General features: G+C 65.0%; 23 protein-coding genes. 15 read left to right on the top strand and 8 right to left on the bottom strand.

The window, feature by feature from the left end:
• The first annotated feature begins 65 nt into the window (after positions 1 to 65).
• The 11 genes from ACNJX9_RS19290 to ACNJX9_RS19340 all read left to right on the top strand — a co-directional run bounded on the left by ACNJX9_RS19290 (position 66) and on the right by ACNJX9_RS19340 (position 12,089).
• Entirely contained in the window at positions 66 to 2,354 is a 2,289-nt protein-coding gene (locus ACNJX9_RS19290; protein ID WP_057756474.1) for a RelA/SpoT family protein, read from the top strand.
• Positions 2,355 to 2,464: 110 nt separating this feature from the next.
• A complete protein-coding gene (locus tag ACNJX9_RS19295; RefSeq protein WP_439409903.1) occupies positions 2,465 to 3,217 on the top strand; it encodes a pyridoxine 5'-phosphate synthase in 753 nt (250 codons plus the stop codon).
• On the top strand, positions 3,214 to 3,633 hold the full coding sequence (acpS, locus tag ACNJX9_RS19300) for a holo-ACP synthase (RefSeq protein WP_057756466.1): 420 nt from the start codon (positions 3,214 to 3,216) through the stop codon (positions 3,631 to 3,633). Before ACNJX9_RS19295 ends, acpS begins: the two co-directional genes overlap by 4 nt.
• 250 nt (positions 3,634 to 3,883) lie before the next feature.
• Positions 3,884 to 4,648 carry a signal peptidase I gene (gene lepB / locus ACNJX9_RS19305; RefSeq protein WP_057756462.1) on the top strand — a complete coding sequence of 255 codons (765 nt, stop codon included), beginning with the start codon at positions 3,884 to 3,886 and terminating at the stop codon, positions 4,646 to 4,648.
• Positions 4,645 to 5,526: a ribonuclease III gene (gene rnc / locus ACNJX9_RS19310; protein WP_439409904.1), complete on the top strand. Its 882-nt coding sequence runs from the start codon at positions 4,645 to 4,647 to the stop codon at positions 5,524 to 5,526. Before lepB ends, rnc begins: the two co-directional genes overlap by 4 nt.
• Entirely contained in the window at positions 5,516 to 6,442 is a 927-nt protein-coding gene (gene era / locus ACNJX9_RS19315) for a GTPase Era (protein WP_439409905.1), read from the top strand. The genes rnc and era overlap by 11 nt, the downstream gene beginning before the upstream one ends.
• 21 nt (positions 6,443 to 6,463) lie before the next feature.
• Complete coding sequence (locus ACNJX9_RS19320) at positions 6,464 to 6,844, top strand: hypothetical protein (RefSeq protein ID WP_439409906.1); 381 nt, start codon at positions 6,464 to 6,466, stop codon at positions 6,842 to 6,844.
• A 138-nt stretch (positions 6,845 to 6,982) separates the two neighbouring features.
• Complete coding sequence (gene recO, locus ACNJX9_RS19325; protein WP_439409907.1) at positions 6,983 to 7,735, top strand: DNA repair protein RecO; 753 nt, start codon at positions 6,983 to 6,985, stop codon at positions 7,733 to 7,735.
• A 101-nt stretch (positions 7,736 to 7,836) separates the two neighbouring features.
• Positions 7,837 to 8,112 carry a hypothetical protein gene (locus ACNJX9_RS19330; protein WP_439409908.1) on the top strand — a complete coding sequence of 92 codons (276 nt, stop codon included), beginning with the start codon at positions 7,837 to 7,839 and terminating at the stop codon, positions 8,110 to 8,112.
• A 63-nt stretch (positions 8,113 to 8,175) separates the two neighbouring features.
• Positions 8,176 to 10,434 carry a DNA topoisomerase IV subunit A gene (gene parC, locus ACNJX9_RS19335; RefSeq protein WP_057756443.1) on the top strand — a complete coding sequence of 753 codons (2,259 nt, stop codon included), beginning with the start codon at positions 8,176 to 8,178 and terminating at the stop codon, positions 10,432 to 10,434.
• 110 nt (positions 10,435 to 10,544) lie between these two features.
• Positions 10,545 to 12,089 carry a GMC family oxidoreductase gene (locus ACNJX9_RS19340; RefSeq protein WP_439409909.1) on the top strand — a complete coding sequence of 515 codons (1,545 nt, stop codon included), beginning with the start codon at positions 10,545 to 10,547 and terminating at the stop codon, positions 12,087 to 12,089.
• Between the two features lie 274 nt (positions 12,090 to 12,363).
• Here the strand turns inward: ACNJX9_RS19340 and ACNJX9_RS19345 are convergent, their stop codons facing one another.
• From ACNJX9_RS19345 to ACNJX9_RS19355, 3 genes are all read right to left on the bottom strand, one after another.
• Positions 12,364 to 12,756, bottom strand: a complete 393-nt coding sequence (locus tag ACNJX9_RS19345; RefSeq protein ID WP_439410087.1) for a DUF3551 domain-containing protein — start codon at positions 12,754 to 12,756, stop codon at positions 12,364 to 12,366.
• A gap of 115 nt (positions 12,757 to 12,871) precedes the next feature.
• Positions 12,872 to 14,257 carry a chromate efflux transporter gene (gene chrA / locus ACNJX9_RS19350; RefSeq protein WP_439409910.1) on the bottom strand — a complete coding sequence of 462 codons (1,386 nt, stop codon included), beginning with the start codon at positions 14,255 to 14,257 and terminating at the stop codon, positions 12,872 to 12,874.
• Positions 14,257 to 15,075 (bottom strand): chromate resistance protein ChrB domain-containing protein, encoded by an 819-nt coding sequence (locus tag ACNJX9_RS19355; protein WP_439409911.1) that lies wholly within the window; start codon positions 15,073 to 15,075, stop codon positions 14,257 to 14,259. Before ACNJX9_RS19355 ends, chrA begins: the two co-directional genes overlap by 1 nt.
• A gap of 244 nt (positions 15,076 to 15,319) precedes the next feature.
• On the opposite strand from ACNJX9_RS19355, the gene ACNJX9_RS19360 reads away from it, so the two are divergent.
• On the top strand, positions 15,320 to 16,144 hold the full coding sequence (locus tag ACNJX9_RS19360) for an N-acyl homoserine lactonase family protein (protein ID WP_057756432.1): 825 nt from the start codon (positions 15,320 to 15,322) through the stop codon (positions 16,142 to 16,144).
• Positions 16,145 to 16,151: 7 nt separating this feature from the next.
• On the opposite strand, the gene ACNJX9_RS19365 is transcribed toward ACNJX9_RS19360, so the two are convergent.
• Both ACNJX9_RS19365 and ACNJX9_RS19370 read right to left on the bottom strand, forming a co-directional pair.
• Positions 16,152 to 16,343: a hypothetical protein gene (locus tag ACNJX9_RS19365; RefSeq protein WP_057756774.1), complete on the bottom strand. Its 192-nt coding sequence runs from the start codon at positions 16,341 to 16,343 to the stop codon at positions 16,152 to 16,154.
• Positions 16,344 to 16,375: 32 nt separating this feature from the next.
• Positions 16,376 to 17,533, bottom strand: coding sequence for an MFS transporter (locus ACNJX9_RS19370; protein WP_439409912.1), 1,158 nt, complete (start codon positions 17,531 to 17,533; stop codon positions 16,376 to 16,378).
• A 151-nt stretch (positions 17,534 to 17,684) separates the two neighbouring features.
• Here ACNJX9_RS19370 and ACNJX9_RS19375 point away from each other — a divergent pair, with 151 nt between their 5' ends.
• On the top strand, positions 17,685 to 18,944 hold the full coding sequence (locus tag ACNJX9_RS19375; protein WP_057756426.1) for an adenylate/guanylate cyclase domain-containing protein: 1,260 nt from the start codon (positions 17,685 to 17,687) through the stop codon (positions 18,942 to 18,944).
• Positions 18,945 to 19,051: 107 nt separating this feature from the next.
• Here the strand turns inward: ACNJX9_RS19375 and ACNJX9_RS19380 are convergent, their stop codons facing one another.
• A complete protein-coding gene (locus ACNJX9_RS19380; RefSeq protein WP_057756423.1) occupies positions 19,052 to 20,296 on the bottom strand; it encodes an MFS transporter in 1,245 nt (414 codons plus the stop codon).
• Positions 20,297 to 20,467: 171 nt separating this feature from the next.
• Here ACNJX9_RS19380 and ACNJX9_RS19385 point away from each other — a divergent pair, with 171 nt between their 5' ends.
• Positions 20,468 to 21,832, top strand: a complete 1,365-nt coding sequence (locus tag ACNJX9_RS19385; protein WP_439409913.1) for an Nramp family divalent metal transporter — start codon at positions 20,468 to 20,470, stop codon at positions 21,830 to 21,832.
• Positions 21,833 to 21,874: 42 nt separating this feature from the next.
• Here the strand turns inward: ACNJX9_RS19385 and ACNJX9_RS19390 are convergent, their stop codons facing one another.
• A complete protein-coding gene (locus ACNJX9_RS19390; protein ID WP_057756417.1) occupies positions 21,875 to 22,651 on the bottom strand; it encodes an arginyltransferase in 777 nt (258 codons plus the stop codon).
• A 129-nt stretch (positions 22,652 to 22,780) separates the two neighbouring features.
• Positions 22,781 to 23,329, bottom strand: coding sequence for an RDD family protein (locus tag ACNJX9_RS19395; RefSeq protein WP_439409914.1), 549 nt, complete (start codon positions 23,327 to 23,329; stop codon positions 22,781 to 22,783).
• A 194-nt stretch (positions 23,330 to 23,523) separates the two neighbouring features.
• Here ACNJX9_RS19395 and ACNJX9_RS19400 point away from each other — a divergent pair, with 194 nt between their 5' ends.
• Positions 23,524 to 24,306, top strand: a complete 783-nt coding sequence (locus ACNJX9_RS19400; protein ID WP_439409915.1) for a DUF6151 family protein — start codon at positions 23,524 to 23,526, stop codon at positions 24,304 to 24,306.
• Positions 24,307 to 24,311: the final 5 nt, after the last annotated feature.

The following is a 24,311-nucleotide window of genomic DNA, read 5'->3' on the forward strand; positions in this document are numbered from 1 at the left end:
GCCGCGATCGGAGCTTAGGATGTATACAACGGGCCACTTCCTGGTCCGTCTGAAGGCAGGACGGCATGGTGTATCGACGCCGCAGACCCACGCAGATGCTGGCCGCAACCGAATCGGTTGCCGTCGCTCCGACTGCGCCAGTGGCACGGCCGGCGAAGCCGCGCGCGCGGATGATGCGTCAATATGACCTCGTCGAGCGTGTGCGGTCCTACAATCCGAACACCAACGAAGACCTGCTGAATCGCGCCTATGTCTACGCCATGAAGGCGCATGGGTCGCAGACCCGCGCCTCCGGTGATCCCTATTTCTCGCACCCGCTCGAAGTGGCGGCGATTCTCACTGATCTGAAGCTCGACGACGCCACCATTGTCGCCGCCCTGCTGCACGACACGATCGAGGACACGGAGGCGACGCGTGCCGAGATCGACCAGATCTTCGGCCCCGAGATCGGCGCGCTGGTCGAGGGCCTGACCAAGCTGAAGCGGCTCGAGCTGGTCTCGCGCGAGGCCAAGCAGGCCGAGAACCTGCGCAAGCTGCTGCTGGCGATTGCCGACGATGTCCGCGTGCTCCTGGTCAAGCTCGCCGACCGCCTGCACAACATGCGCACGCTCGATTTCGTGCCGACGGAATCGCGCCGGCGCATCGCCGAGGAGACGCTCGACATCTACGCGCCGCTGGCCGGGCGCATGGGCATGCAGGAGATGCGCGAGGAGCTGGAGGATCTGTCTTTCCGCACCCTCGACCCCGAAGCCTATTCGGTGGTGATGCAGCGGCTCGATGCGCTCGCCGAGCGTAACCGCAATCTGATCGGCGAGATCGAGGACCAGCTCTCCAACAATCTGCGTCATCGCGGCCTGGGGGCGCGGGTCTATGGCCGCCGCAAGAAGCCGTTTTCGATCTGGACCAAGATGGAGCGCAAATCGGTCGGCTTCGAGCAGCTGTCCGACATCTTCGGCTTCCGTGTCGTGGTCAACGACATCGAGGCCTGCTATCGCGCGCTCGGCATCGTCCACACCACCTGGCCGGTCGTGCCGGGGCGGTTCAAGGACTACATCTCGACGCCGAAGCAGAACGACTACCGCTCGATCCACACCACCGTGATCGGACCCGGCAACCAGCGTGTCGAGCTGCAGATCCGCACCGAGGCGATGGACCAGATCGCCGAGCGCGGCATCGCCGCGCATGTGTTCTACAAGGAAGGCGTGGGATCGCCGACCGAATTCCTCAAGCGTGAGTCCAACGCGTTCGCCTGGCTGCGCCATACCATCGGCATTCTCTCGGAGAGCGCCAATCCCGAGGAATTCCTCGAGCACACCAAGCTCGAGCTGTTCCACGACCAGGTGTTCTGCTTCACCCCGAAGGGCAAGCTGATCGCGCTGCCGCGCCACGCCAATGTGATCGACTTCGCCTATGCCGTGCATACCGACGTCGGCAACAGCGCTGTGGGGTGCAAGATCAACGGCAAGTTCGCGCCCTTGTCCTCGGAGTTGCAGAACGGCGACGAGGTCGAGGTGCTGACCTCGGAAGCGCAGTCGGCGCCGCCCTCGGCCTGGGAGACGCTCGCGGTCACCGGCAAGGCGCGTGCCGCGATCCGCCGCGCCACGCGGACCGCCGTGCGCGATCAATATGTCGGCCTCGGCCGGCGGATCGTCGAGCGCCTGTTTGAACGTGCCAAGATCGAATACGCCGATGACAAGCTCAAGGGCGCGTTGCCGCGGCTGGCGCGCACCTCGATCGAGGACGTCATGGCGGCTGTGGGGCGCGGTGAGATCAAGGCCTCCCATGTCGCCCGCGCGATGTATCCTGACTACAAGGAAGAGCGTGTCGCGCGGTACGGCATCAAGAAGGGTGCACTTGCGGCCAAGCTCAAGGAGAAGTCGCCGGAGCCGTCGCGCAGCCCGGTTGCGATTCCCATCGGCGGCAACAATTCCGCCCTGCCGGTGAAGTTCGCCCCGAACGGCGGTGCCGTCCCGGGTGACCGCATCGTCGGCATCGTCACGCCGGGCGAGGGGATCACGATCTATCCGATCCAGTCGCCGGCGCTGAAGGATTTCGAGGAGGAACCGGAGCGCTGGCTCGACGTCCGCTGGGACATCGAGGACTCCGCGCCGCAGCGCTTCCCGGCGCGTATCAAGGTCGAAAACGTCAACGAGCCCGGCGCGCTGGCGCAGATCGCGACCGTGATCGCGGAGCATGACGGCAATATCGACAATATCAGCATGCAGCGCCGCTCGCCCGACTTCACGGAGACGACGATCGATCTCGAAGTCTACGATCTCAAGCATTTGAGCGCGATCCTGGCCCAGCTGCGCGCCAAGGCGGTCGTCGCCAAAGTCGAACGTGTTAATGGATGAAGCACGTCGTTGCCGGGCTTGACCCGGCAACCCATCTTTTCAAAGAAGATGGATGCGCGGGTCGAGCCCGCGCATGACGAGTTGGGAAACATCACTTCGCGAGTCCTGAAATGCCTGCATCTCCGCTCCGCCTCGGCGTCAATATCGACCACGTCGCCACCGTCCGTAACGCCCGCGGCGGCCGCCATCCGGATCCGGTCCGCGCCGCGCTGCTGGCGATCGAGGCCGGCGCCGACGGCATCACTGCGCATTTGCGCGAGGACCGCCGGCACATCCGCGACGAGGACATGGCGCGGCTGAAGGCGGAGATCTCCAAGCCGCTGAATTTCGAGATGGCGGCGACCGACGACATGATGCGGATCTCGCTCGCCACCAAGCCGCATGCGGTGTGCCTGGTGCCGGAGCGGCGCCAGGAGGTGACCACCGAAGGCGGGTTAGATGTGGTCGGCCAGCATAATGCGCTTGCGCCCTATATTGCGCGGCTGAACGATGCCGGCATTCGCGTTTCGCTGTTCATCGCCGCCGATCCCGCGCAGATCGCGATGGCGGCCCGCCTGCGCGCGCCCGTGATCGAGATCCACACCGGGGCCTGGTGCGATGCCGTCACCGACGGCCATACCGACAAGGCCGAGGCGGAGTGGCTGCGGATCGTGGCGGGCGTGAAACTGGCGAAGGACGCGGGCCTCGAGGTCCATGCCGGGCACGGGCTTGACTATGCGACGGCGGAGAAGATTGCCGCGCTACCCGAGATCATGGAGCTCAACATCGGCTACTACATGATCGGCGAGGCGCTGTTCGTCGGTCTTGCCGAGACGGTGCGCCGGATGCGGGCGGCGATGGATCGCGGCCGGAGCCGTGCATGATCATCGGCATCGGCTCCGACCTGATCGACATCACCCGTGTGGCCAAGGTGATCGAGCGCCATGGCGAGCGTTTCCTCGACCGCATCTTCACCGCCGCCGAACGCGCCAAGGCGGAGCGGCGCGCCAAGAACGAGAAGATGGTGGTGGCGACCTATGCCAAGCGCTTTGCCGCCAAGGAGGCGTGCTCCAAGGCGCTCGGCACCGGCATCCGGCAGGGCGTCTGGTGGCGCGACATGGGGGTGATCAATCTGCCAGGGGGCAAGCCGTCGATGCGGCTGACCGGGGGAGCGCTGGCCCGCCTCCAGGCCCTGACGCCGGAGGGGTTCGAGGCCCAGATTGATCTGTCGATCACCGATGACTGGCCGCTGGCGCAAGCGTTCGTGATCATTTCCGCCGTGCCGCTGGCTAAGCCCTGAACGACGAGTGCTTAATTTATAATTCTTGTTACAAGTCAATGGCTTGCGAGTTTTTGATGCGATCCTTGATTGCGTGGCCTGCGACAACCGTCTAAAAGTTTGCCGACGCAAATCAGGCTGGGTGAATTCGGCTTTACGCCGGAATTGGCCCTCACTATCAGAATCAGGACAATCTCCTTGGGCTGCGAGCCGGGTGGGCCGTTCGCGGAGGGAGAGCGTTCTGTGATCGCCGGCCGGAATTGAGAGAGCAATGAGCGTGACTTCAGGAACGAAAACTGAGAGCGGCGTCGGCGAAACGGTCCGGGTCGTGATCCATGCTCTCCTGATCGCGCTGGTGATCCGCACCTTCCTGTTTCAGCCGTTCAACATCCCGTCCGGCTCGATGAAGGCGACGCTGCTGGTCGGCGATTATCTGTTCGTCTCGAAATATTCCTACGGCTACAGCCACTATTCGATCCCGTTCTCGCCGCCGCTGTTCTCGGGACGGATCTGGGGCTCGGATCCGAACCGTGGTGACATCGTCGTGTTCCGTCTGCCGAAGGACGACAGCACCGACTACATCAAGCGCGTGATCGGACTGCCCGGCGACCACATCCAGATGAAGGACGGTCTGCTCTACATCAACGATACCCCGGTCGAGCGCCAACGCATGAGCGAATATGTCGGCGAGGATCCGTGCGGCTCCGAAGGCGGCGGCATCTCGCGGGTGAAGCGCTGGAAGGAGACGCTGCCGAACGGCGTCTCCTACGAGACGCTCGACTGCGCCGACAACGGCTACATGGACAACACCAACGTCTATACGGTGCCGCCCGGCCACTTCTTCATGATGGGCGACAACCGCGATAACTCGACTGACAGCCGCTTCCTCGGCCAGGTCGGCTATGTGCCCGCGGAAAACCTGATCGGCCGCGCCCAGATGATCTTCTTCTCGATCGGCGAGGGCGAGCATGCCTGGATGTTCTGGCGCTGGCCGTGGTCGGTGCGCTGGAATCGCTTCTTCAAAATCGTCCGATGAAAGACGAAGCCAAGGACGTCGCGACCCAATCGATCGAGGCGCAAGCCGCCCCTGACGGCGAAGCTGCAACCAAGACGCTTGCGAACAAGACTCCCGAGGGCAAGGCACCTGAAAGCAAGGTGCCCGCGAAGAAGAAGCGGACGCGGAGCAGCAAGGCCAAGGACAAGGCCAAGGCGGCGGCCGACGCCAACGCGGCGCTCGAGGCCCGCATCGGCCACCACTTCGCTGATCCGAACCTCTTGATGCAGGCGATCACGCATGTCTCGGCGCTGAAGTCCGGGCGCAAGCGCGGTGACAGCTATCAGCGGCTGGAGTTCCTCGGCGACCACGTGCTCGGGCTCGTCGTCTCCGACATGCTCTATCATGCCTTCCCGAATGCCGATGAAGGCGAGTTGTCCAAGCGGCTTGCCGAACTCGTGCGCAAGGAGAGCTGCGCCGACGTTGCCAAGTCGCTCGGCCTGCTCGACGACATCAAGCTCGGCTCGGTCGGCTCCAGCGCCGATGCCCGCCTGCGAAAATCCATCCTCGGTGACATCTGCGAGGCCGTGATCGGCGCGATCTTCCTCGACGGCGGCCATGCGGCGGCGGACGAATTCGTCAAGCGCAACTGGACCGAGCGCATGCACAAGCCGCGGCGCCCGTTGCGCGATCCCAAGACCGTGCTGCAGGAATGGGCGCAGGGCAAGGGATTGCCGACGCCCGTTTATCGCGAGGTCGAGCGGACCGGCCCGCATCACGATCCGCAGTTCCGCGTCGCCGTCGACCTGCCGGGACTGGCGCCGGCCGAAGGCATCGGCGGCAGCAAGCGCGCGGCGGAGAAAGTAGCAGCTTCAGTGATGATCGAACGTGAAGGCGTTGGCGGTGGCAATGACGGCTGAAACAAGCGGCGGGACGCCCACGGCGACGCGCTGCGGCTTCGTCGCGTTGATCGGCGCGCCGAATGTCGGCAAGTCCACGCTGGTCAATGCGCTGGTCGGGGCCAAGGTCACGATCGTCTCGCGCAAGGTCCAGACCACGCGCGCGCTGATCCGCGGCATCGTGATCGAGAACAACGCACAGATCATTCTGGTCGACACGCCCGGCATCTTCCTGCCCAAGCGGCGGCTCGACCGCGCCATGGTGTCGACCGCCTGGAGCGGGGCGCATGATGCCGATCTCGTCTGCGTGCTGCTCGATGCCAAGACCGGCATCGACGAGGAGGCCGAGGCGATCCTCGCCAAGGCCGCCAGCGTCAATCACGACAAGATCCTTGTCATCAACAAGGTCGATCTGGTCCAGCGCGAGAAGCTCTTGGCGCTGGCGCAGGCCGCCAACGAGCGCACGAAGTTTGTCAGAACCTTCATGATCGCGGCGATCTCGGGCGATGGTGTCGACGACGTCCGCAGCACGCTTGCCGAGATGGTGCCGCCGGGCCCGTATCTTTACCCCGAGGACCAGATGTCGGACGCGCCGATGCGGCAACTGGCGGCCGAGATCACGCGCGAGAAGATCTATCAGAAGCTGCACCAGGAATTGCCCTACCAGTCGACGGTCGAGACCGACAAATGGGAGGAGCGCAAGGACAAGTCGGTGCGCATCGAGCAGACGATCTTCGTGGAGCGCGAAAGCCAGCGCAAGATCGTGCTCGGCAAGGGCGGCGCCACCATCAAGTCGATCGGCGCGGACTCTCGCAAGGAACTGATGCAGATCCTGGACGTGCCGGTCCATCTGTTCCTGTTCGTCAAGGTGCGCGAGAACTGGGGTGACGACCCCGATCGCTACCGCGAGATGGGCCTGGAATTCCCCAAAGAATAAGCAAGAACAGATCGGTATTTTATGAGCGTGCCCCGCAACGTCCAGCGTTTCGAAGCGCTGCTCTATGCCTCGCTGATGCTCGACTCGCTGTCGGTGGCGGTGCAGGATCGCACGCCCTCCATCGAGATGACCGAGCAGATGATCATGACGGCGACGCTGCTCGCCGGCGGGATGATCCTGCTGCTGGTCTATTTCGTCTGGCTGGCTGCGCGCTGGCGCAAGAACTGGCCGCGCTGGGTGCTGGCAGCGGCGCTGGTGCTGTCGGCGATCTCACTCGCTCAGATCCTCGGCGAGCGGGGCCTGGAGCTCGACAGCGCCATCGAGATCGTCTCCTGCGTGCTGACGGCATTCGGGCTGTATTTCTCCTTCACCGGCGATGCGAGGGGCTGGTTCAACGCCTAGATTTCGAGAGGTTCCCTAGGGTGGGCAAAGGCGCGCCCTTGCGCCGCGCCCACCACCTCTCTCGATCACGAAAAATGCGTGGGCACGCTTCGCTTTGCCGACCCTACGACAGCTCGAAATGCGATAAGCTTCATCCCCATGGAATGGACCGACGAAGGCATCGTGCTGGGTGTGCGGCGGCATGGCGAATCCAGCGCCATCGTCGAACTCTTGACGCGTCAGCACGGCCGGCATCTCGGCCTGGTGCGCGGCGGCGCCAGCTCGCGGCTGCGGCCGCTCTTGCAGCCCGGCAACAGCGTCAGCGCGGTGTGGCGGGCGCGGCTCGACGAGCATCTCGGCACCTACGCGATCGAGGGATTGAAGCTGCGCGCCGCTACGCTGCTGGCATCCTCCCATGGTGTCTATGGCATCACCCACCTGGCCTCGATTGCGCGGCTGCTGCCCGAGCGCGATCCGCACGAGGACATCTTTGCGCTGCTCGAGCATTCGCTCGACGATTTCGACGACGTCGGCAGCGCGGCCGTGCATCTCATCCATTTCGAGCTGGCCATGCTCTCCGAGCTCGGCTTCGGGCTGGCACTCGAAAACTGCGCGGTGACCGGGGAGACCACGGATCTGATCTACGTCTCGCCGAAATCCGGCGGCGCGGTGTCGCGCGGCGCGGGCGAGCCGTGGCGCGACCGGCTGTTGCGGCTGCCGCCCTTCCTGCGCCATGGCGAAGCCGCTGACGACCTCACCGACGAGGATCTCCAGGACGGCTTTCGGCTGACCGGCCTGTTTCTGCTGCGCCATGTGCTGGAGCCGCGCGGGCAGGGCCATTCCGATGCGCGCGCCGGCTTCATCAACGCCCTGACGCGGCAGCAGGCCAAGGCGGCGCTGCCGGCGCCATGAGCGGATCGCGCTCCTGCAATACCTGGTGACATGGGGTTTCCTGGAACAAAATGGGGGCTTCCGCGTTGGGCGGGCTGGTTCCACAACGGGGGACAGCCCAGATGTTGATCAAGGGTTTTGCGCTGACGGCGGCGCTGCTTGCTTTTGCGCCCGATGCAATGGCCGGCGAACCGCAACCTGGCGTGTTTCGGCGCGCCTCCTGCACCCTTGTCCGGTACTATGTGGCGAAATATTCCGCTGCGGCGGCAGAGACATGGGCGCGGTCCCATGGCGCAACCGATGCCGAGATCGAGGCGGCCCGCCGCTGTGTCACCAATATGCCGGCGATACCCCCGGCCAGCGTCCAGCCGACCGTGACGGCGGGTTGGGGAGGGTAGGAGCAGCCCACAGGGAACCACTCCCTCCTTGCCCGATTCGCTTCCACGGTTTAACCGGGCGGCATGGGAAAACGAATCGTTCCACCGGAAGAACCGGCCGAAATTCACGAGGTCCGGCTGCAGGAAGCGCTGGAAGAGCGCTACCTCGCCTATGCGCTCTCCACCATCATGCATCGCGCGCTGCCCGATGCGCGCGACGGCCTGAAGCCCGTCCACCGCCGCATCCTCTACGGCATGCGCCTGCTCAGGCTGGACCCGGGCACGGCTTTCAAAAAATCCGCCAAGATCGTCGGCGACGTGATGGGCTCGTTCCATCCGCATGGCGACCAGGCCATCTACGACGCCATGGTGCGTCTGGCGCAGGATTTCTCCTCGCGCTACCCGCTGGTCGACGGCCAGGGCAATTTCGGCAATATCGACGGCGATAACCCCGCCGCCTACCGCTACACCGAAGCGCGCATGACCGATGTCGCGCGGCTTTTGCTCGACGGCATCGACGAGGACGGCGTCGAGTTCCGCGCCAATTACGACGGCCAATCGAAGGAGCCGATCGTGCTGCCCGGCGGCTTCCCGAACCTGCTCGCCAACGGCGCGCAGGGCATCGCGGTCGGCATGGCGACCTCGATCCCGCCGCACAATGCCGCCGAACTCTGTGACGCCGCGCTGCACCTGATCGAGAAGCCCGACGCGAAATCCAAGGCGCTGCTGAAGTGGGTCAAGGGCCCGGATTTCCCGACCGGCGGCATCTGCGTCGATTCCAAGCAGGCGATCGCTGAAGCCTACACCACCGGCCGCGGCTCGTTCCGTGTCCGCGCCAGGTGGCAGCAGGAAGAGGGCGCTCGTGGCACCTGGGTCGTCGTCGTCACCGAGATTCCCTTCCTGGTGCAGAAGTCGCGCCTGATCGAGAAGATCGCCGAGTTGCTCGACCAGAAGAAGCTGCCGCTGGTCGGCGACATCAGGGACGAGTCGGCCGAAGACGTCCGCATCGTGATCGAGCCGAAGTCGAAGAACGTCGATCCGGCGCTCATGATGGAATCGCTGTTCCGGCTGACCGAGCTCGAAAACAAGATTCCACTGAACCTCAACGTGCTGATCAAGGGCCGCATCCCCAAGGTCGTCGGGCTCGCGGAAGCCTTGCGCGAATGGCTCGACCATCTGCGCGATGTGCTGATCCGGCGCAGCAGCTATCGCAAGGCGCAGATCGAGCACCGGCTCGAAGTCCTCGGCGGTCATCTGGTCGCTTATCTGAACCTCGACAAGGTGATCAAGATCATCCGCACCGAGGACGAGCCGAAGCCGGCCCTGATCAAGGCGTTCAAGCTCACCGAGATCCAGGCGGAAGCCATCCTCAACATGCGTCTGCGCAATCTGCGCCGGCTCGAGGAGATGGAAATCCGCAACGAGGACCGGGATCTCCGCAAGGAGCTGAAAGGGATCGAGAGCCTGCTGGCGTCCGAAGCCGAGCAGTGGAAGAAGGTCGGCGAGCAGGTCGGCAAGGTCCGCGACATGTTCGGCCCGAAGACGCCGCTCGGCAAGCGCCGCACCACCTTCGCCGATGCGCCCGAGCACGATCTCGCCGCGATGGAGGAAGCCCTCGTCGAGCGCGAGCCGGTGACCGTGGTCGTCTCCGACAAGGGCTGGATCCGCACCATGAAGGGCCATGTCGAGGATCTTTCCGGCTTGGCCTTCAAGCAGGACGACAAGCTCGGCTTCGCCTTCTTCGCCGAGACGACCTCGAAGCTCTTGCTGTTCGCCACCAACGGCAAGTTCTATTCGCTCGACGTTGCGAAGCTGCCGGGCGGTCGTGGCCACGGCGAGCCGATCCGCCTGTTCATCGACCTCGAGCAGGAGGCGGCGCCCGTCGCGCTGTTCGTGCACAAGGGGGGCCGCAAATTCCTGGTGGCGAGCCACGAGGGCCAGGGCTTCGTCGTCAACGAGGATGATTGCGTCGGCACCACCAAGAAGGGCAAGCAGGTCCTCAACGTCGACATGCCAAACGAGGCGCGCGCGATCACCGAGGTGCTTGGCGACACCGTCGCTGTCATCGGCGAGAACCGCAAGATGCTGATCTTCCCGCTCGAGCAGGTGCCGGAGATGGCGCGCGGCCGCGGCGTGCGCTTGCAGAAGTACAAGGACGGCGGCCTGTCCGACGTCGCTGTGTTCGACGCCAAGGCCGGCCTGACCTGGAAGGACTCCGCGGGGCGCGAATTCTCGGCGAGCATGAAGGAACTCGCCGAATGGCAAGGCACCCGCGCCGACGCCGGCCGGCTGCCGCCGAAGGGTTTTCCGAAGTCGAACAAGTTCGGCAAGGTGATCGGGTAGGCGTGGCTCTCGTTCCTGATATGCAGCAATGCTCCTCCATTGCTGCATCGGTCTGCGCGGTCTGATACCGTCCGTCATGCCGGTTTTTGGGAACGTTGAGAAGTAACGCGATGTACAATGTCATTGTTGTCGGCGGTGGCTCCGCCGGCGCCGCGGTTGCAGCAAGGCTCTCCGAGGATCCGGCACGACGCGTCCTGCTGCTCGAAGCGGGGCTCGACTGGCGCGCCGACGAGGCGCCCTGGGAAGTCAGGACGCCGAACCCGATCCCGATCATCCACCAGCGCGAATATCAGGAGAAGTGGCAATGGCCCGATCTGCTGACGCGCCGCGTCGCCGGGCAGGAGCCGCGTTTCTATTGGCGCGGCAAGGGGCTGGGCGGCTCCTCGATGATGAACGGCCAGATCGCCATCCGCGGGGTTGCCGATGCCTTCGACGAGTGGGCGGCCAATGGCTGCACCGGCTGGTCGGCCCGGGAGGTGATGCCGCTGTTCTCCGTGATCGAGGACGATCTGGAGTTCGGCGACACCTCAGGCCATGGTCGCGGCGGACCGTTGCCGGTCTATCGCGCACCACCGGAGAAATGGGGCCCGATCGATCGCGGCTTGCGCGATGCGGCGCTCGCGAGCGGCTATCCCTGGTGCGCCGATCTCAACGGCCCTGACGGCGAGGGCGTCGCCTGCTATCCCATCAACAGCCGCGACAGCCGCCGTATCACCACCAATGAGGGTTATCTGGAGCCCGCGCGTGGCCGCGCCAATCTGGAGATCCGCGGGCGTGCGCTGGTCGATCGCGTCCTGATCAGCGACAACAGGGCGACCGGCCTTCGCGTCCACATCGAGGGGCAGGGCACCCACGAGATCAGCGCGCGCCAGATCGTGCTCTGCGCCGGCGCGATCCACAGCCCGGCGATCCTGCTGCGCTCGGGCATCGGGCCTGCGGAAGAGCTGAAGGCGATGGGCATCGGGGTCGAACGCGATCTGCCTGTGGGCAAGCATTTCTTCGATCATCCACTGTTTCGCGCCACGATCCAGCTCCAAGAGGATCTGCGGCCGACTGATCCGGACACCCGCCACACCAATTGCTGCGTGACCTATTCCTCAGGCCTCGCCAATGGCGGCAAGCGCGACATGATCCTGATCGCGTTCAATCATCGCGGCATCGGCATGCCCGGAGCGATCGGCGCCGGTCTGTTCAACGCCTATTCGCGCGGCACGCTCAAGCTGGCCTCGACCGATCCGTCGATCGATCCCATCGTCGAGGAAAACATGCTGGCCGATCCCCGCGATATGCTGCGCATGATGGATGCGGTGAAGCGGCTCGCAGCGATCACCTCGCAGCCGGCGCTGTCAGGCATCGCCGACTGGATCAGGCTCGCCGACACCGACCTGACATTGCCGCAGGCAGCAAGCCTGCCGGATCACGAGCTCGATGCATTGTTGCGGCGTGAAACCGGCGACATCCAGCATGCTGCCGGCAGCTGCCGCATGAGCGGCGTCAATGATACCGACGGCGTCGTCAATCCTGATGGCAGCGTGAAGGGCATCTCGGGCCTGCGCGTCGCCGACGCCTCGATCATGCCGTCCGACTGCCGCGCCAATACGCACTTGACGACGGTGGTGATCGGGGAAGCGATCGCGCGGATGATGATGAGGTAGTGCTGCGGGCCTCGTGTGCGCTGGTCCTCGCGGCTATCTCGGCATTGCGAGCGCAGCGAAGCAGTCCAGAATCCCTCTGAAAAAAGGCCCTGGATTGCTTCGCTGCGCTCGCAATGGCGGAGCAAGCGGAGAGGCCATCGCTCTCCAATCTAAATTCCAAACAACAGACGCACCTTTGCCTTCTCGCGGCGAGTTGCAACGTCCATCGCGCCCGAAGGGCTTGACAGAAGGGCCTCCCGATCGCGGCTGCTTTGCCCGACCGGCGCATCATCCGTCACATGTATTGTCTCGTACTTTGGAGAAATCGTTCTTTTTCGCCCGGTGCGTAACCCTGGGAGGCGCCATAATAAGGTTCATTGAATTGATTGTACGGCGCGGCCCGGCGGTGGACCGGCGGCTCAGGCGGCGTGTATGTTTGGTGAGAATTGCGCCGCTTCTTCCCTCCGGCCGTCGCACCGGCGTAATATGGGTTGAGGACGCACATCTGACCGTTGGCCGACGCCCTGCATTGGTCCATCGTCGTATAGGTGCACCGATAGTATGGACTGATTCCGCGAGAGACGACGTTCAAGCAAACGGGAAAAGCCGGATCGAATCTTTGGGCCCGGGCGTGCCCCGCTGTCAAGGCGATAGCCACGGTCAAAATCGTCAAAGCCCATTTGCACATTGGAGCGTCCTCCAAGTCGGTACTCCAAGTCGGTACTCCAAGTCGGGTTCAACACACCGGTCGCACTCCCAACGTCGGCAGTATTGATCCACGTCAACGCTCGCGGAATTCCGCTTTAGATCACCCCCACCATCCGTAACGCCACGCCGGCGGCGCAGCTCCCGGCCAGCACCGTCAGCATGCCGAGCTTGAAGCGGAAGATCGCGGTCGCGGCTGCGATCGACAGCACGAGCGCCGGCAGATCGACGCTCGTCAATACCGGCCTGTCGAAATCCAGCGGGAAGGCGTGCACCGGCACGGTCTCGCGGAACAGCGTGTGCAGCGCGAACCAGATCGACAGATTGAGGATCACGCCGACGACGGCGGCGGTGATCGCGCTCAAGGCACCGGCAAGCCCTGTATTGCCGCGCAGCCGTTCGATGTAGGGAGCGCCGACGAAGATCCAGAGGAAGCAGGGCGTGAACGTGACCCAGGTGGCGAGCAAGCCGCCGAGGGTTGCCGCCAGCATCGGCGACAGCCCGCTGGGATCGCGATAGGCCGCCATGAAGCCGACGAACTGGAGCACCATGATGAGCGGGCCCGGCGTGGTCTCGGCCATGCCGAGGCCATCGAGCATCTCGTGCGGCTTCAGCCAGTGATAATGCTCAACCGCCTGCTGGGCGACATAGGCCAGCACGGCATAGGCGCCGCCGAAGGTGACCAGCGCCATCTTCGAGAAGAACAGCGCGATCTGGCTGAATACGCTGGCCTGGCCGAGCGCCAGCAGCAGAATGATTACCGGAACGAGCCACAGGCACAGCCAGAGCGCGGCGGTGCGGATCGCACGCGCGGTGTCGGGACGCACATGTTCGGGCACGGCTTCGCCGAGCATGCTGTCGATTGCTGCGTTGCTGCCGCCATGGCCATGACCCGCGGGCGCGAACTCGGTGCGGCCGGCGCGGGCGCCGGCATAGCCGATCAGGCCGGCGGCGATGATGATGACAGGGAACGGCACCGCGAAGAAAAAGATCGCAACGAAGGCGATCGCGGCCAGCGCGATCATGATGCGATTCTTCAACGCACGCTTGCCGACGCGAAACACGGCCTCGACGACGATGGCGAGCACGGCGGCCTTCAGGCCGAAGAACAGCGCCTCGACGAAGCTGACATTGCCGTAGGCCGCATAGATATAGCTGAGGCCCATGATGGCGATGATGCCGGGCAGGATGAACAGCCCGCCCGCCATCAGCCCGCCCGCGGTGCGATGCATCAGCCAGCCGACATAGGTAGCGAGTTGTTGCGCCTCGGGTCCCGGCAGCAGCATGCAGTAGTTCAGCGCATGCAGGAAGCGGCCTTCGGATATCCACTTCTTCTCCTCGACCAGGATGCGGTGCATCACGGCGATCTGGCCCGCAGGCCCGCCGAAGCTCAACGACGCGACACGGAGCCAGACACGAAAGGCTTCACCGAAGCTGATGCCGTGACCGGCATCAGCTCCTGCTTGAACGTTACGAGTGTCCATTACGCCTTCACCTTGTTGGTCGGCCAGTTGTGGGTCTCGGCCGTGGCGTCGCGGCACCAGCGATAGAAGGCGTCGTAGAGCAGCATGCCGGCCTCGAGCTGTTCGAGGTCGTCGTCGTACATGCGCGACAGCCCGAGCGAGGCTGCGAGCAGGCCTGGGGCCTCCGGGGCCAGATCGGGCCGCGCCGTATCGGCGCCGCGCACCAAAGTCGCGAGCCGCAGCAGCGCCGGCGTGGCAATGCCGAACTCCTCGATCATCACGTCGAAGGTGCAGAGTTCACCGCGGTGGCTCCAGAACACGTTCTCGATGTCGAAGGGCGCAGCCTTGAAGCGCTCGCCGACCGCGACCACTTCGGGCGGCGCGACAAACAAGAACACCGCGGCGGGATCGACGAAGCGGCGGATCAGCCAGGGGCAGGCGATGCGGTCGATCTTGGGCCGGGCGCGCGTCACCCAGACCGTGCGCCCCTTGGCATCGCGTGGGGGCAGCTTGCGGGTGTCGAGCAGCGGCAGATTTGCTGCTTTCCAGCCCTCGAAACCGCCCTCGAGCGTTTCGGCCTCGGCGCCGAGCTGGCGCAGCCACGCCGCGGTGCCCTGCGCGAGCTTTTCTCCACGCAGGCAGGAGACGACGGTGCGGCGGCCGGCAAATTGCCCGCCCCATTCCGCAACCGTCTCGTGGCTGAGTTTGATCGAGCCGGGGATCAGCCGCCGGTCGGCGGCAAAATCGTCCTCGGTGCGGACATCGATCAGGACAGGAGCATTGGCCGTGCCGATCAGGCGCGCCAATTTATCTGAAGATATCGTCGTGAATGTAGGCATGTTGATGCGTCCTCGTGGGAACTGAACGGGACGCGATACTTGGGCATGTCGCCTCGTGGGGAGATCGCTCAAATCCCCATGCCGTGATTACAGCGAAACCACGCCGACCTGTCAATCGCCTGATACCATGGCATTGTACGCAAGAATGATATTCGCTCACGCCTGGAGTGCGTGGAAGCGGAATTCTGCGGCGGGGCCGGGGTTGATCCTCGGTCGCAAAGAGAAGGCTGCAGGAAGGACCAGGATGACCCGCAAATTCAAGCTCGCTCTCGCTATGGCCGCACTCGCGCTGTCCGCCCAGGCTGCGTTCGCGCAGAAGCCGGGCGTCGAAAGGCTTTACATCATGAATTGCGGGGAGGGCGTTGCCGGCGATATCGGGCGCTGGTCACCGGGGGTAAACGAAGGCAAGCCGATGGATTTCGTCGACACCTGCTATCTCATCAAGCACAGCCAGGGCTGGTTCCTGTGGGACACCGGGATTGCCGACGCCGTCGCGGCGATGCCAAACGGCCTTGTGCCGGCCGATCCCAAGGCCGTCACCTGGCGACGCCCGAAGACGCTGGCTTCGCAGCTCGAGCAGATCGGCGTGAAGCCCGCCGACGTCAAGGTGATGGGCGTCTCGCACACGCACCCCGATCACATCGGCAATGTCGAGATGTTCCCGCAGGCGAGGCTCTACGTGCAGAAAGTCGAGTATGACTGGCCCGGCGCCAACAACGAGCCGCGCTTCAAGCCCTCACATCCCGTCGAGCTGCTCGCCGGTGACAAGGACGTGTTCGGCGACGGCAGCATCACCATTCTCTCGACGCCCGGCCACACGCCGGGGCACCAATCGCTGATGGTGCGGCTGCCGAAGACCGGCGTGGTGGTGCTCTCAGGCGATGCCGTTCACTTCAAGGACAATTGGGACAACCGCCGCGTTCCCAGCATGAACGCGAACAAGGACCAGAGCGCGGCCTCGATGCAGAAGATTGCCGACACGCTCGACAAGGAAAAGGCGCAGCTCTGGATCAACCACGACAAGGCCCAGCGCGACACCCAGAAGATGTCGCCGGAGTTTTACAACTGAAACAGGATCAGCTTTTCGGTGCGGTGACCGGCGGCGGGCTTGCGTCCGGCGTCTTCTTCGGCTTCAGCGTCCCGGCATAGAACGAGACCAGCCACACCAGGAGCAAAGCCAGCAGATAGACGCCCCAGGCCTGCGGCGGCGTCATGGCCCAGCGGATCAGGCCTTTGAGGGTGCGGGGCGGGCTCTTGTCGTCGGTCATGCCAGCGCTTGTGCGCGAAAGCGGCGGCACGGTCAATCCGGCCGCTTCTCTGCGCGGATCAGGAACAGCGCGGCCAGCGCTGACAGGCTGAGCGCGGATGAGACCATCAGCACCTTGGCCCCCATCATGTCGATCAGCAGGCCAAAGGCCAGCGGCGCGATCGCCTGCGCCATCCGCGCCGGCGCGCCGATGATGCCGAGGCGGTAGCCGAAATCCTTCGGGCCGAAGATCGCCAGCGGCAGCGTTCCGCGCGCGATCGTCAAGATGCCGTTGCCGGAGCCGTGCAGCAGCGCAAAGGCGCTCGCGGCCGGTGCGCCGAAGATGGCGACGACGGCCGCGCCAATCGGGTGGGTGACGCAGGCCAGGCGGGTCGACCACAATGGATGGAAGCGGGAGAGGACGCTGGCTTCGAGAATGCGCGCGACCACCTGGGCCGGCCCGATCAACGCGCCGGCCGCGATCGCCTCGACATGGCTCGCACCGGTCGCCTCCAGGATGCGCGGAAAGTGCACGGCCATGGCGCCGGTGACGGTCCAGACCGCGGCAAAGACGAAGGCGAACAGGACCATGGTGCGGTCGAGCGGGACGTGCGGTTTCTCCGCCGTTGCCGCGGCCTGCCTGGCGCCCTTGATCGAAGGCAGCATGAAGAAATTGAGGGGCAAGCCGATCAGGACGTTGGCGGCAGCCCAGGCGAAGCAGGTCTCGCGCCAGCCGATATGGGCCAATCCCCAGGCGGTGAGCGGCCAGCCCACGGTCGAGGCGAATCCGGCCATCAAGGTGATGCCGGTGATCGAGCCGCGTGCTTCCGTGCCATAGATGCGGCCGAGCGCCGCGAACGCGGCATCGTAAAGCCCCATCGCCATGCCGATGCCGAGCACGAACCAGGCGAAGGTCATCACCGCCACCGACTGGGAGAAGCCGAGCAGGACGAGGCCGGCGGCAATGGTCAGGTTCGAGGCGGACAACACCTGTCGCCCGCCGACGAGGTCGATCTGTCGCCCGATGCGGGGGCCCAGCATCGCGGAGATCACGAGCGAGGCTGAGAACGCGCCAAAAATCCAGTTGCTGGAGATGCCGAGGTCGTGCGCCATGGGATCGGCGAGCAGGGCCGGCAGATAATAGCTGGAAGCCCAGGCCAGGGTCTGCGTGGTGCCGAGCGCGAGGATGATCGGAAGCTGGCGCTGGCTCATGTCGTCGAATTTCTGGCCTTTGGTGTCATCTTCAGCATTTGCGACCCGAGGCGAGAGCGCGTCAACAGCGTTGGCGGCATATTCGACCTGCTGGCCGTGCGAGCCTTGGTTGCGGCCTTTCGTTCGTCACGAATGCACGCCATAATGGCGTATGCAACTCACCTCCCGCCTTGCGTTGATGAACTGGGTGGCCGGCCAGGGGCTCACCGGCCTTCCCGAACCCGAACTCTTGCGCGGCTTCTGCGAGCGCTGCCGCGCTGAAGGACTGGAACTTTCGCGCGGCCTCGTCGTCATCGACACCTTGCATCCGATCTACGAGGGCCGTGCCTTCCGCTGGAGCGACACGCCGAGCAACGAGAGCAACGTCATCGAATACGGCTCGACGGCGGATGGCGACGCGGCCAAGAACTGGCGCCGCTCGGTGTTCTATCATCTGCTCGAGCATGGCCACGACGAGATGGTGATCGATCTTGCCGACGCGCCCTCGCTCGATTTCGCGCAGATCGGCGAGCTCGCCGAACACGGTCACCGCCATTTCCTGGCCTTCGTGCACCGCTTCGGCGAGACCGGAGCGCTCGGGCAGATGGACTGCCTCTACTCCTACTGGACGACGCGGCGGGACGAAGGTTTTAGCGAAGCCGAGCTCGCCGCGCTGCGCGATCTCGTGCCGGTGCTGGGACTTGCGATCAAATCGGCGCAGCAGGTCGACATCGTGCGGACGCTGGGGCGGGTCTATCTCGGGCGCGATGCCTCCGAGCAGGTCCTGCGCGGGCGGATATCGCGCGGCGTCACCGAGCGCATCAATGCCGTGCTCTGGTATTCGGATTTGCGCGGCTCGACCGGGATCAGCGAGAGCATCGCCCCTGACGAGATCATCCCGTTCCTCAACGACTACGCCCAGGCCGTGATCGACGCGATCCACGAGGCAGGTGGCGACGTGCTGAAGCTGATCGGCGACGGCGTGCTGGCGATGTTCTGGGGCGAGGACATGGCCGATGCGCGGCGGGCCGCGCTGCGGGCCGAGCACCTGTTTCGCCAGAACATCGCGGCGCTGAATGCGCGCCGGGCGGCGGAGGGCCGCCCGACCACGTCGGCCTATATCGGCCTGCATGTCGGCGAGGTCTTTTACGGCAATATCGGCAGCGAGGACCGGCTCGATTTCACCGTGGTGGGGCCGACCGTGAACGAGGTTAGCCGCATCGCCTCGATGAGCCGCTCGGTCGATCGGGAGCTGCTGGCGTCAGCCGAGTTCTACAAGGGCCTGGATGCCGCCGGCCGCCGCTACCTCGTTTCCACCGGCCGCTATGCGCTGCGCGGCATCGGCCGCGCGCAGGATCTCTACACGCTCGACCCTGAAGTCGATGCGAGCGAGCCGGTGACCGGCAGCTATGAGCGGTATCTGGCGAACTAGCTCGGCTGCTTCCGCATCTCCGTCATTGCGAAGAGCCCTTGCGACGAAGCAATCCAGACTGCCCCGCCGAGAGATACTGGATTGCTTCGCTCGCAATGACGTTGCGCCTAACAGCGCACTGCTGCTTCGTCGCCCACCATCGCCGGCTGCCGGTCGAGCGTCACCGCCGGCGAAAGCCAGATCACCAGCGCCTGCACGCCGAACACGGCTGCCGCAACAAAGAGGCACGCTTCCGCGCTCCAGAGGCCGCCGACGATCGCGCCGAGCACTGATCCGAGCGGGCGGGCGCCGTAGCTCATGATGTTGATGGCGGAGACGCGCCCGAGCAGGCGCGGCGGCGTCACCGACTGGCGCAAGGTCGTGGTCGAGATCACCCAGAGGATCGGTCCGACGCCGAGCAGGAAGAAGCTCAAGGCCGCAAGCCAGGGCGAGGGCACCGGCACCGTCAGCGCCATCACCACAGCGGCAATAAAACCGGTGATCGGGCCGAGGCCGACCACGGTGCCGAAGGCGATGCGCTTCATCACGCGCGTGGCGAACAGCGCCCCGATCACCATGCCGACGCCGTACATCGTCAGCACCGTGCCGACGCCGGCCGCGGTCAGGCCAAGATGGCGCACCGCATAGGGCACGAACACCGCGATCTGCAGAAACCAGCCGGTGTTGAAGATGAATTGGGTGATGAACACCGGCCGCAGCAGCGGATGGTGGAAGACAAAACCGGCGCCCTCGCGAATGTCCTGGAACGGATGGCGTCGTGGCACCGGTGCACGCGCGGGCTCGTAGAGGCCGGAGAGCAGCATCACGGCGATCGCTGACAGCGCCGCGGCGAAGCCGAAGGCCGGGCTCGCGCCCCACCAGCCGACCAGCGCGCCGCCGAGCGCGGGCCCGCTGGCAAAGGCGATGGTGCGCGCAAGCTCGATGCGGGCATTCGCGGCCGACAGCAACTCGGCGCTCACCAGCGAGGGCACCAGCGCCGGCGCGGCGACGCTGTAGACGACGGTGCCACAGACGGCGGCAAAGCCGAGCAGCGCCAGCAGCGGCAGGTTGAGCGCGCCGAGCCAGAGCAGCAGCACGATCGCCGCCAGCGCCACCGCCCGCAGCGCCTCGGCACCTGCCATCAGCGCGCGGCGGGAGATGCGGTCGGCCAGCAGGCCGGCGGGAATCGCGAACAGCACGAAGGGCAAAGTGAGCGCGGTCTGGAGCACGCCGGTCTGGCCCTCGGCAACGCCCAGCGTCAGCACGGCGACGATGGGGGCGGCGGCCAGCGCGATCTGCTCGGCCGATTGCGCCGTGAGGTTGGACCAAGCGAGGCGGTTGAAGGTGTCGGGAAGCCGAGGGGCATTTGACATGGCGCATTTCCTGCAAACTCGTGATGCTGCCAGTATTCGCTTCCGGGAACGGTCAATCCCACCCGCTTCCCGACAGGAGCGGGCAAAGCCCGGGCGGGCAGTGGGAACCAATGGGCCTAGATGCAGTTGCAAATGAGTTGCAATAAGAATCGACTCCGGTATTCTGACCGCATGGATGCCCGATCGCCCGATCTGACCCAGGACCTGACCCAAGATGCCGCCGGCTGGCGCACCGACGCGCCGGCCACCAAGAGCCTCGCTGAGGTGAATGCCACCGTCGCCATCCCCGCGGCCGGGGCATGGTGGCGGCGATTGCTCGCCTTTGTCGGCCCGGGCTACATGGTCTCGGTCGGCTACATGGACCCCGGCAATTGGGCGACCGACCTCGCCGGTGGGTCAAGGTTCGGCTACACGCTGCTCTCGGTCATCCTGCTCTCGAACCTGATGGCGATCCTGCTGCAGTCGCTGGCGGCACGGCTCGGTATCGTCACCGACCGTGATCTGGCGCAGGCCTGCCGCGCCACCTATTCGCCGGCGGTGAACTTCTTGCTCTGGCTCGCCTGTGAAGCGGCGATCATCGCCTGCGATCTTGCCGAGGTGATCGGCACCGCGATCGCGCTGAAACTTCTGTTCGGCATTCCCCTGGTCGGCGGCGCGCTGATCGCAGCCCTCGACGCGTTCCTGCTGCTGGTCCTGATGAACCGTGGCTTCCGCTTCCTCGAAGCCTTCGTGATGGCGCTGCTTGCGGTGATCGCGGTCTGCTTCGCGGTTCAGATCGTCGCTGCGGCGCCGCCGGTTGCCGAGGTGCTGCGCGGCTTTGCGCCGAAGCGGGAGATCTTCACCAATCCCGAGATGCTCTACATCGCGATCGGCATCATCGGCGCGACCGTGATGCCGCATAATCTCTATCTGCATTCCTCGATCGTGCAGACGCGCGCCTATGCGCGAAACGACGAGGGACGCCGCGACGCCATCAAATGGGCGACGACGGATTCCACCATCGCGCTGATGCTGGCGCTGTTCATCAACGCTGCGATCCTCGTCGTCGCGGCCGCGACGTTCCATACCAGCGGCCATTCCGACGTCGCCGAGATCGGCCAGGCCTTCGAGCTGCTGTCGCCGCTGCTCGGCCTCGGCATCGCCTCGACATTGTTCGCGGTGGCGCTGCTGGCCTCTGGCCTGAATTCAACGGTCACCGCGACGCTGGCCGGCCAGATCGTGATGGAGGGCTTTCTCGATTTGCGTCTGCCGAGCTGGGCGCGGCGCCTCGTCACGCGCGGCATCGCCATCATTCCGGTGATCGCCGTCACCGCTGTTTATGGCGAGCGCGGCACGGCGGATCTACTCGTGTTCAGCCAGGTCGTGCTGTCGATGCAGCTTCCCTTCGCGGTCATCCCGCTGGTTCGCTTCGTCTCCGACCGCCGCAAGATGGGGCAGTTCGCGATACCGGCGTCAGTCGCTGTGACCGCGTGGATCGTCGCAGGCGTGATCGTGGTTTTGAACGTGAAGCTGCTGGCGGATACGCTGTTTGGTTGACCCCCGTGCGCAATTGCGCACCAGGCGGAGCATGACAGCAAGCTAATCCTGCGGCTCGGAGGCCGTATCGCCCTGCGCATCGATGCGCAGCCAGCCTGAGGGGGCGAGGCGCTGCTGCGGCAGGAAGCGGGCCTTGTAGTCCATCTTCTTGGAGCCCTCGATCCAATAGCCGAGATAGACGTAAGGCAGGCCTTGCCGGCGCGCGCGGGCGATGTGGTCGAGGATCATGAAGGTGCCCATCGAGCGGGACACCTGGCTCGGCTCGAAGAACGAATAGACCATCGACAGACCGTCGCTGAGCACGTCGGTAAGTGCGACCGCGATCAGCTCCTCGCCGCGGCCGGTGAGGCCGCTGTCGGGGCCGCGCTTGCGGTACTCGATGATGCGGGTCTCGACATGGCTGTCCTCGACCATCATGGCGTAGTCGAGCACGGTCATGTCGGCCATGCCGCCATGGCGATGGCGGGCATCGAGATAGGCGCGGAACACCGAATATTGCTCTGAGGTCGGCACCGCGCTGCGCTGCTCGCCGATGATGTCGGCGTTGCGCGCCATCACTTTGCGGAAATTGCGGGAGGGGCGGAACTCGTTGGCGACGACCCGGACCGAGACGCAGGCCCGGCACTGGTCGCAGGCCGGCCGGTACGCGATCGACTGGCTGCGGCGGAACCCGCCATGGGTCAGGAGATCGTTGAGGTCGCCGGCGCGTTCCCCCACGAGGTGCGTGAACACCTTGCGCTCATGCCGGCCCGGCAGATACGGGCAGGGGGACGGCGCCGTGAGGTAGAATTGCGGGGTGTCGCGCGAATGCTGGGTCAAGGGACGTCGTGGGCCTCCGAACTGGGTATCAGCATCGCGCTACGAAAGCTCCCGGTCAATCTGTCTGCTCGGCTGGTCAGATCAATCAGTCTAGCGGATCCAGGTTAGCAGGTCCTTGACCATCATGACTCACCAGGTCCGTGCGCTCTGGGATACGGGCGCGCGAACGGAATTGTTGATCACGACCGTCCCCAGCACGAAATCGTGCAGCAGGCGCCGGCGGCTGTTGAAGAGGCCGACAAGCACCACGAAGGGCGACAGGAACGAGACCGAGACCCAGAACAGCACGGCGTGGGTGGCGCCGAGGACAAAGTAGCCCGGCGCGCCGTACCAAGTGCGCAGCTCCAGGTCCATGATCCGCATCCCGACCGTCGCCGACGAGGGGCCACCGATGCTGGCGCCGTAATAGACGATGGCCCAGATCACGGAGGCCGGCCAGGCCAGCCAGAACAGCGCCCAGCCGATGCCCAGCGTCACCACGCCGAACAAGGCGATGAAGATGTAGCCGAGGATGACGGGAACGGAGATCACGATCATATCGATCAGGAACGCGAACACTCGCCGAGTCGCAACGCCGCGGAACAGTTCCGGATGCAGATAGGGATCGTAGGCGTGCGGCTGCGCCCCGCCGTCATTGCGCCAGACGCCGCTGTCATCTGGCGAACCCGAGTAAGACATGAGCTTCCCTTCCGGTTTCGGATCTCTCACCCGCAGCACATGGGCACCATCCGGCCACACGCCAAGGCTGTCGGCCGGTCAACCCTGCAAAATATTCGGGCGATTCGACGGCCGGCGATGGCTTGCGCGGTTCATGATTTGCATCATGCTGCAGGGACGAGGGCCCAATTCCGCCCCCGGTCAGGATCATTTTCATGGGTGGTCAGATCGAACTGCGTTGCCGCTGCGGCGACGTCCGCGCCGTGGTAACGGATGTGTCGCCCAGGACGGTCAATCGTGTGATCTGCTACTGCGACGACTGCCAGGCCTTCGCCCACCAGCTCGGCCGCGCCGATCTGTTGAATAGGAAAGGCGGCAGCGACATTGTCCAGGTCGCGCCGTCGACGCTCTCCTTTGTGCAGGGACAGGACCGGATCGCGGGGGTGCGACTGAGCCCGAAGGGCCTCTACCGGTGGTATGCAAGCTGCTGCAACACACCGGTCGGCAACACGGTCTCGCCGACCATTCCCTTTGTCGGCATCATCGCGCAGGCGTTCGAGGGAGGCACGTCGGCCGTTGACGATGCCGCCGGCCCGCCGGTCGGCGCCATTCTCGGTAAGTATGCGGTGGGCGAGCCGCCGGTGGGCTCAACTGGAATTAATCTCTCTCTCTCATCCTGCGCGCTATCGGCAAGGTGCTTGCGTGGAAGGTGGGTGGGAAGACATGGCCGCATCCGTTCTTCAAACGGGAGGCGCGCGAGCCGATCTATCCCATCACCGTACTGTCCCGCGAGCAGCGCGACGCGCTGCGTCCGCTGTGTGGACCCTGGCCTGCGGCGTAAGCGGCTGATGGAGTGGTGTAGCAAAGTTCTCTCTCGACCGTCATTCCGGGGCGGTCCGCAGGACCGAACCCGGAATCTCGAGATTCCGGGTTCGATGCGAAGGCATCGCCCCGGAATGACGGGAACTGGTGGGCACGCTACGCTTAGTCCACCCTAACGGCA

Source organism: Bradyrhizobium sp. BLXBL-03, assembly GCF_051853015.1.
GTDB lineage: Bacteria > Pseudomonadota > Alphaproteobacteria > Rhizobiales > Xanthobacteraceae > Bradyrhizobium > Bradyrhizobium manausense.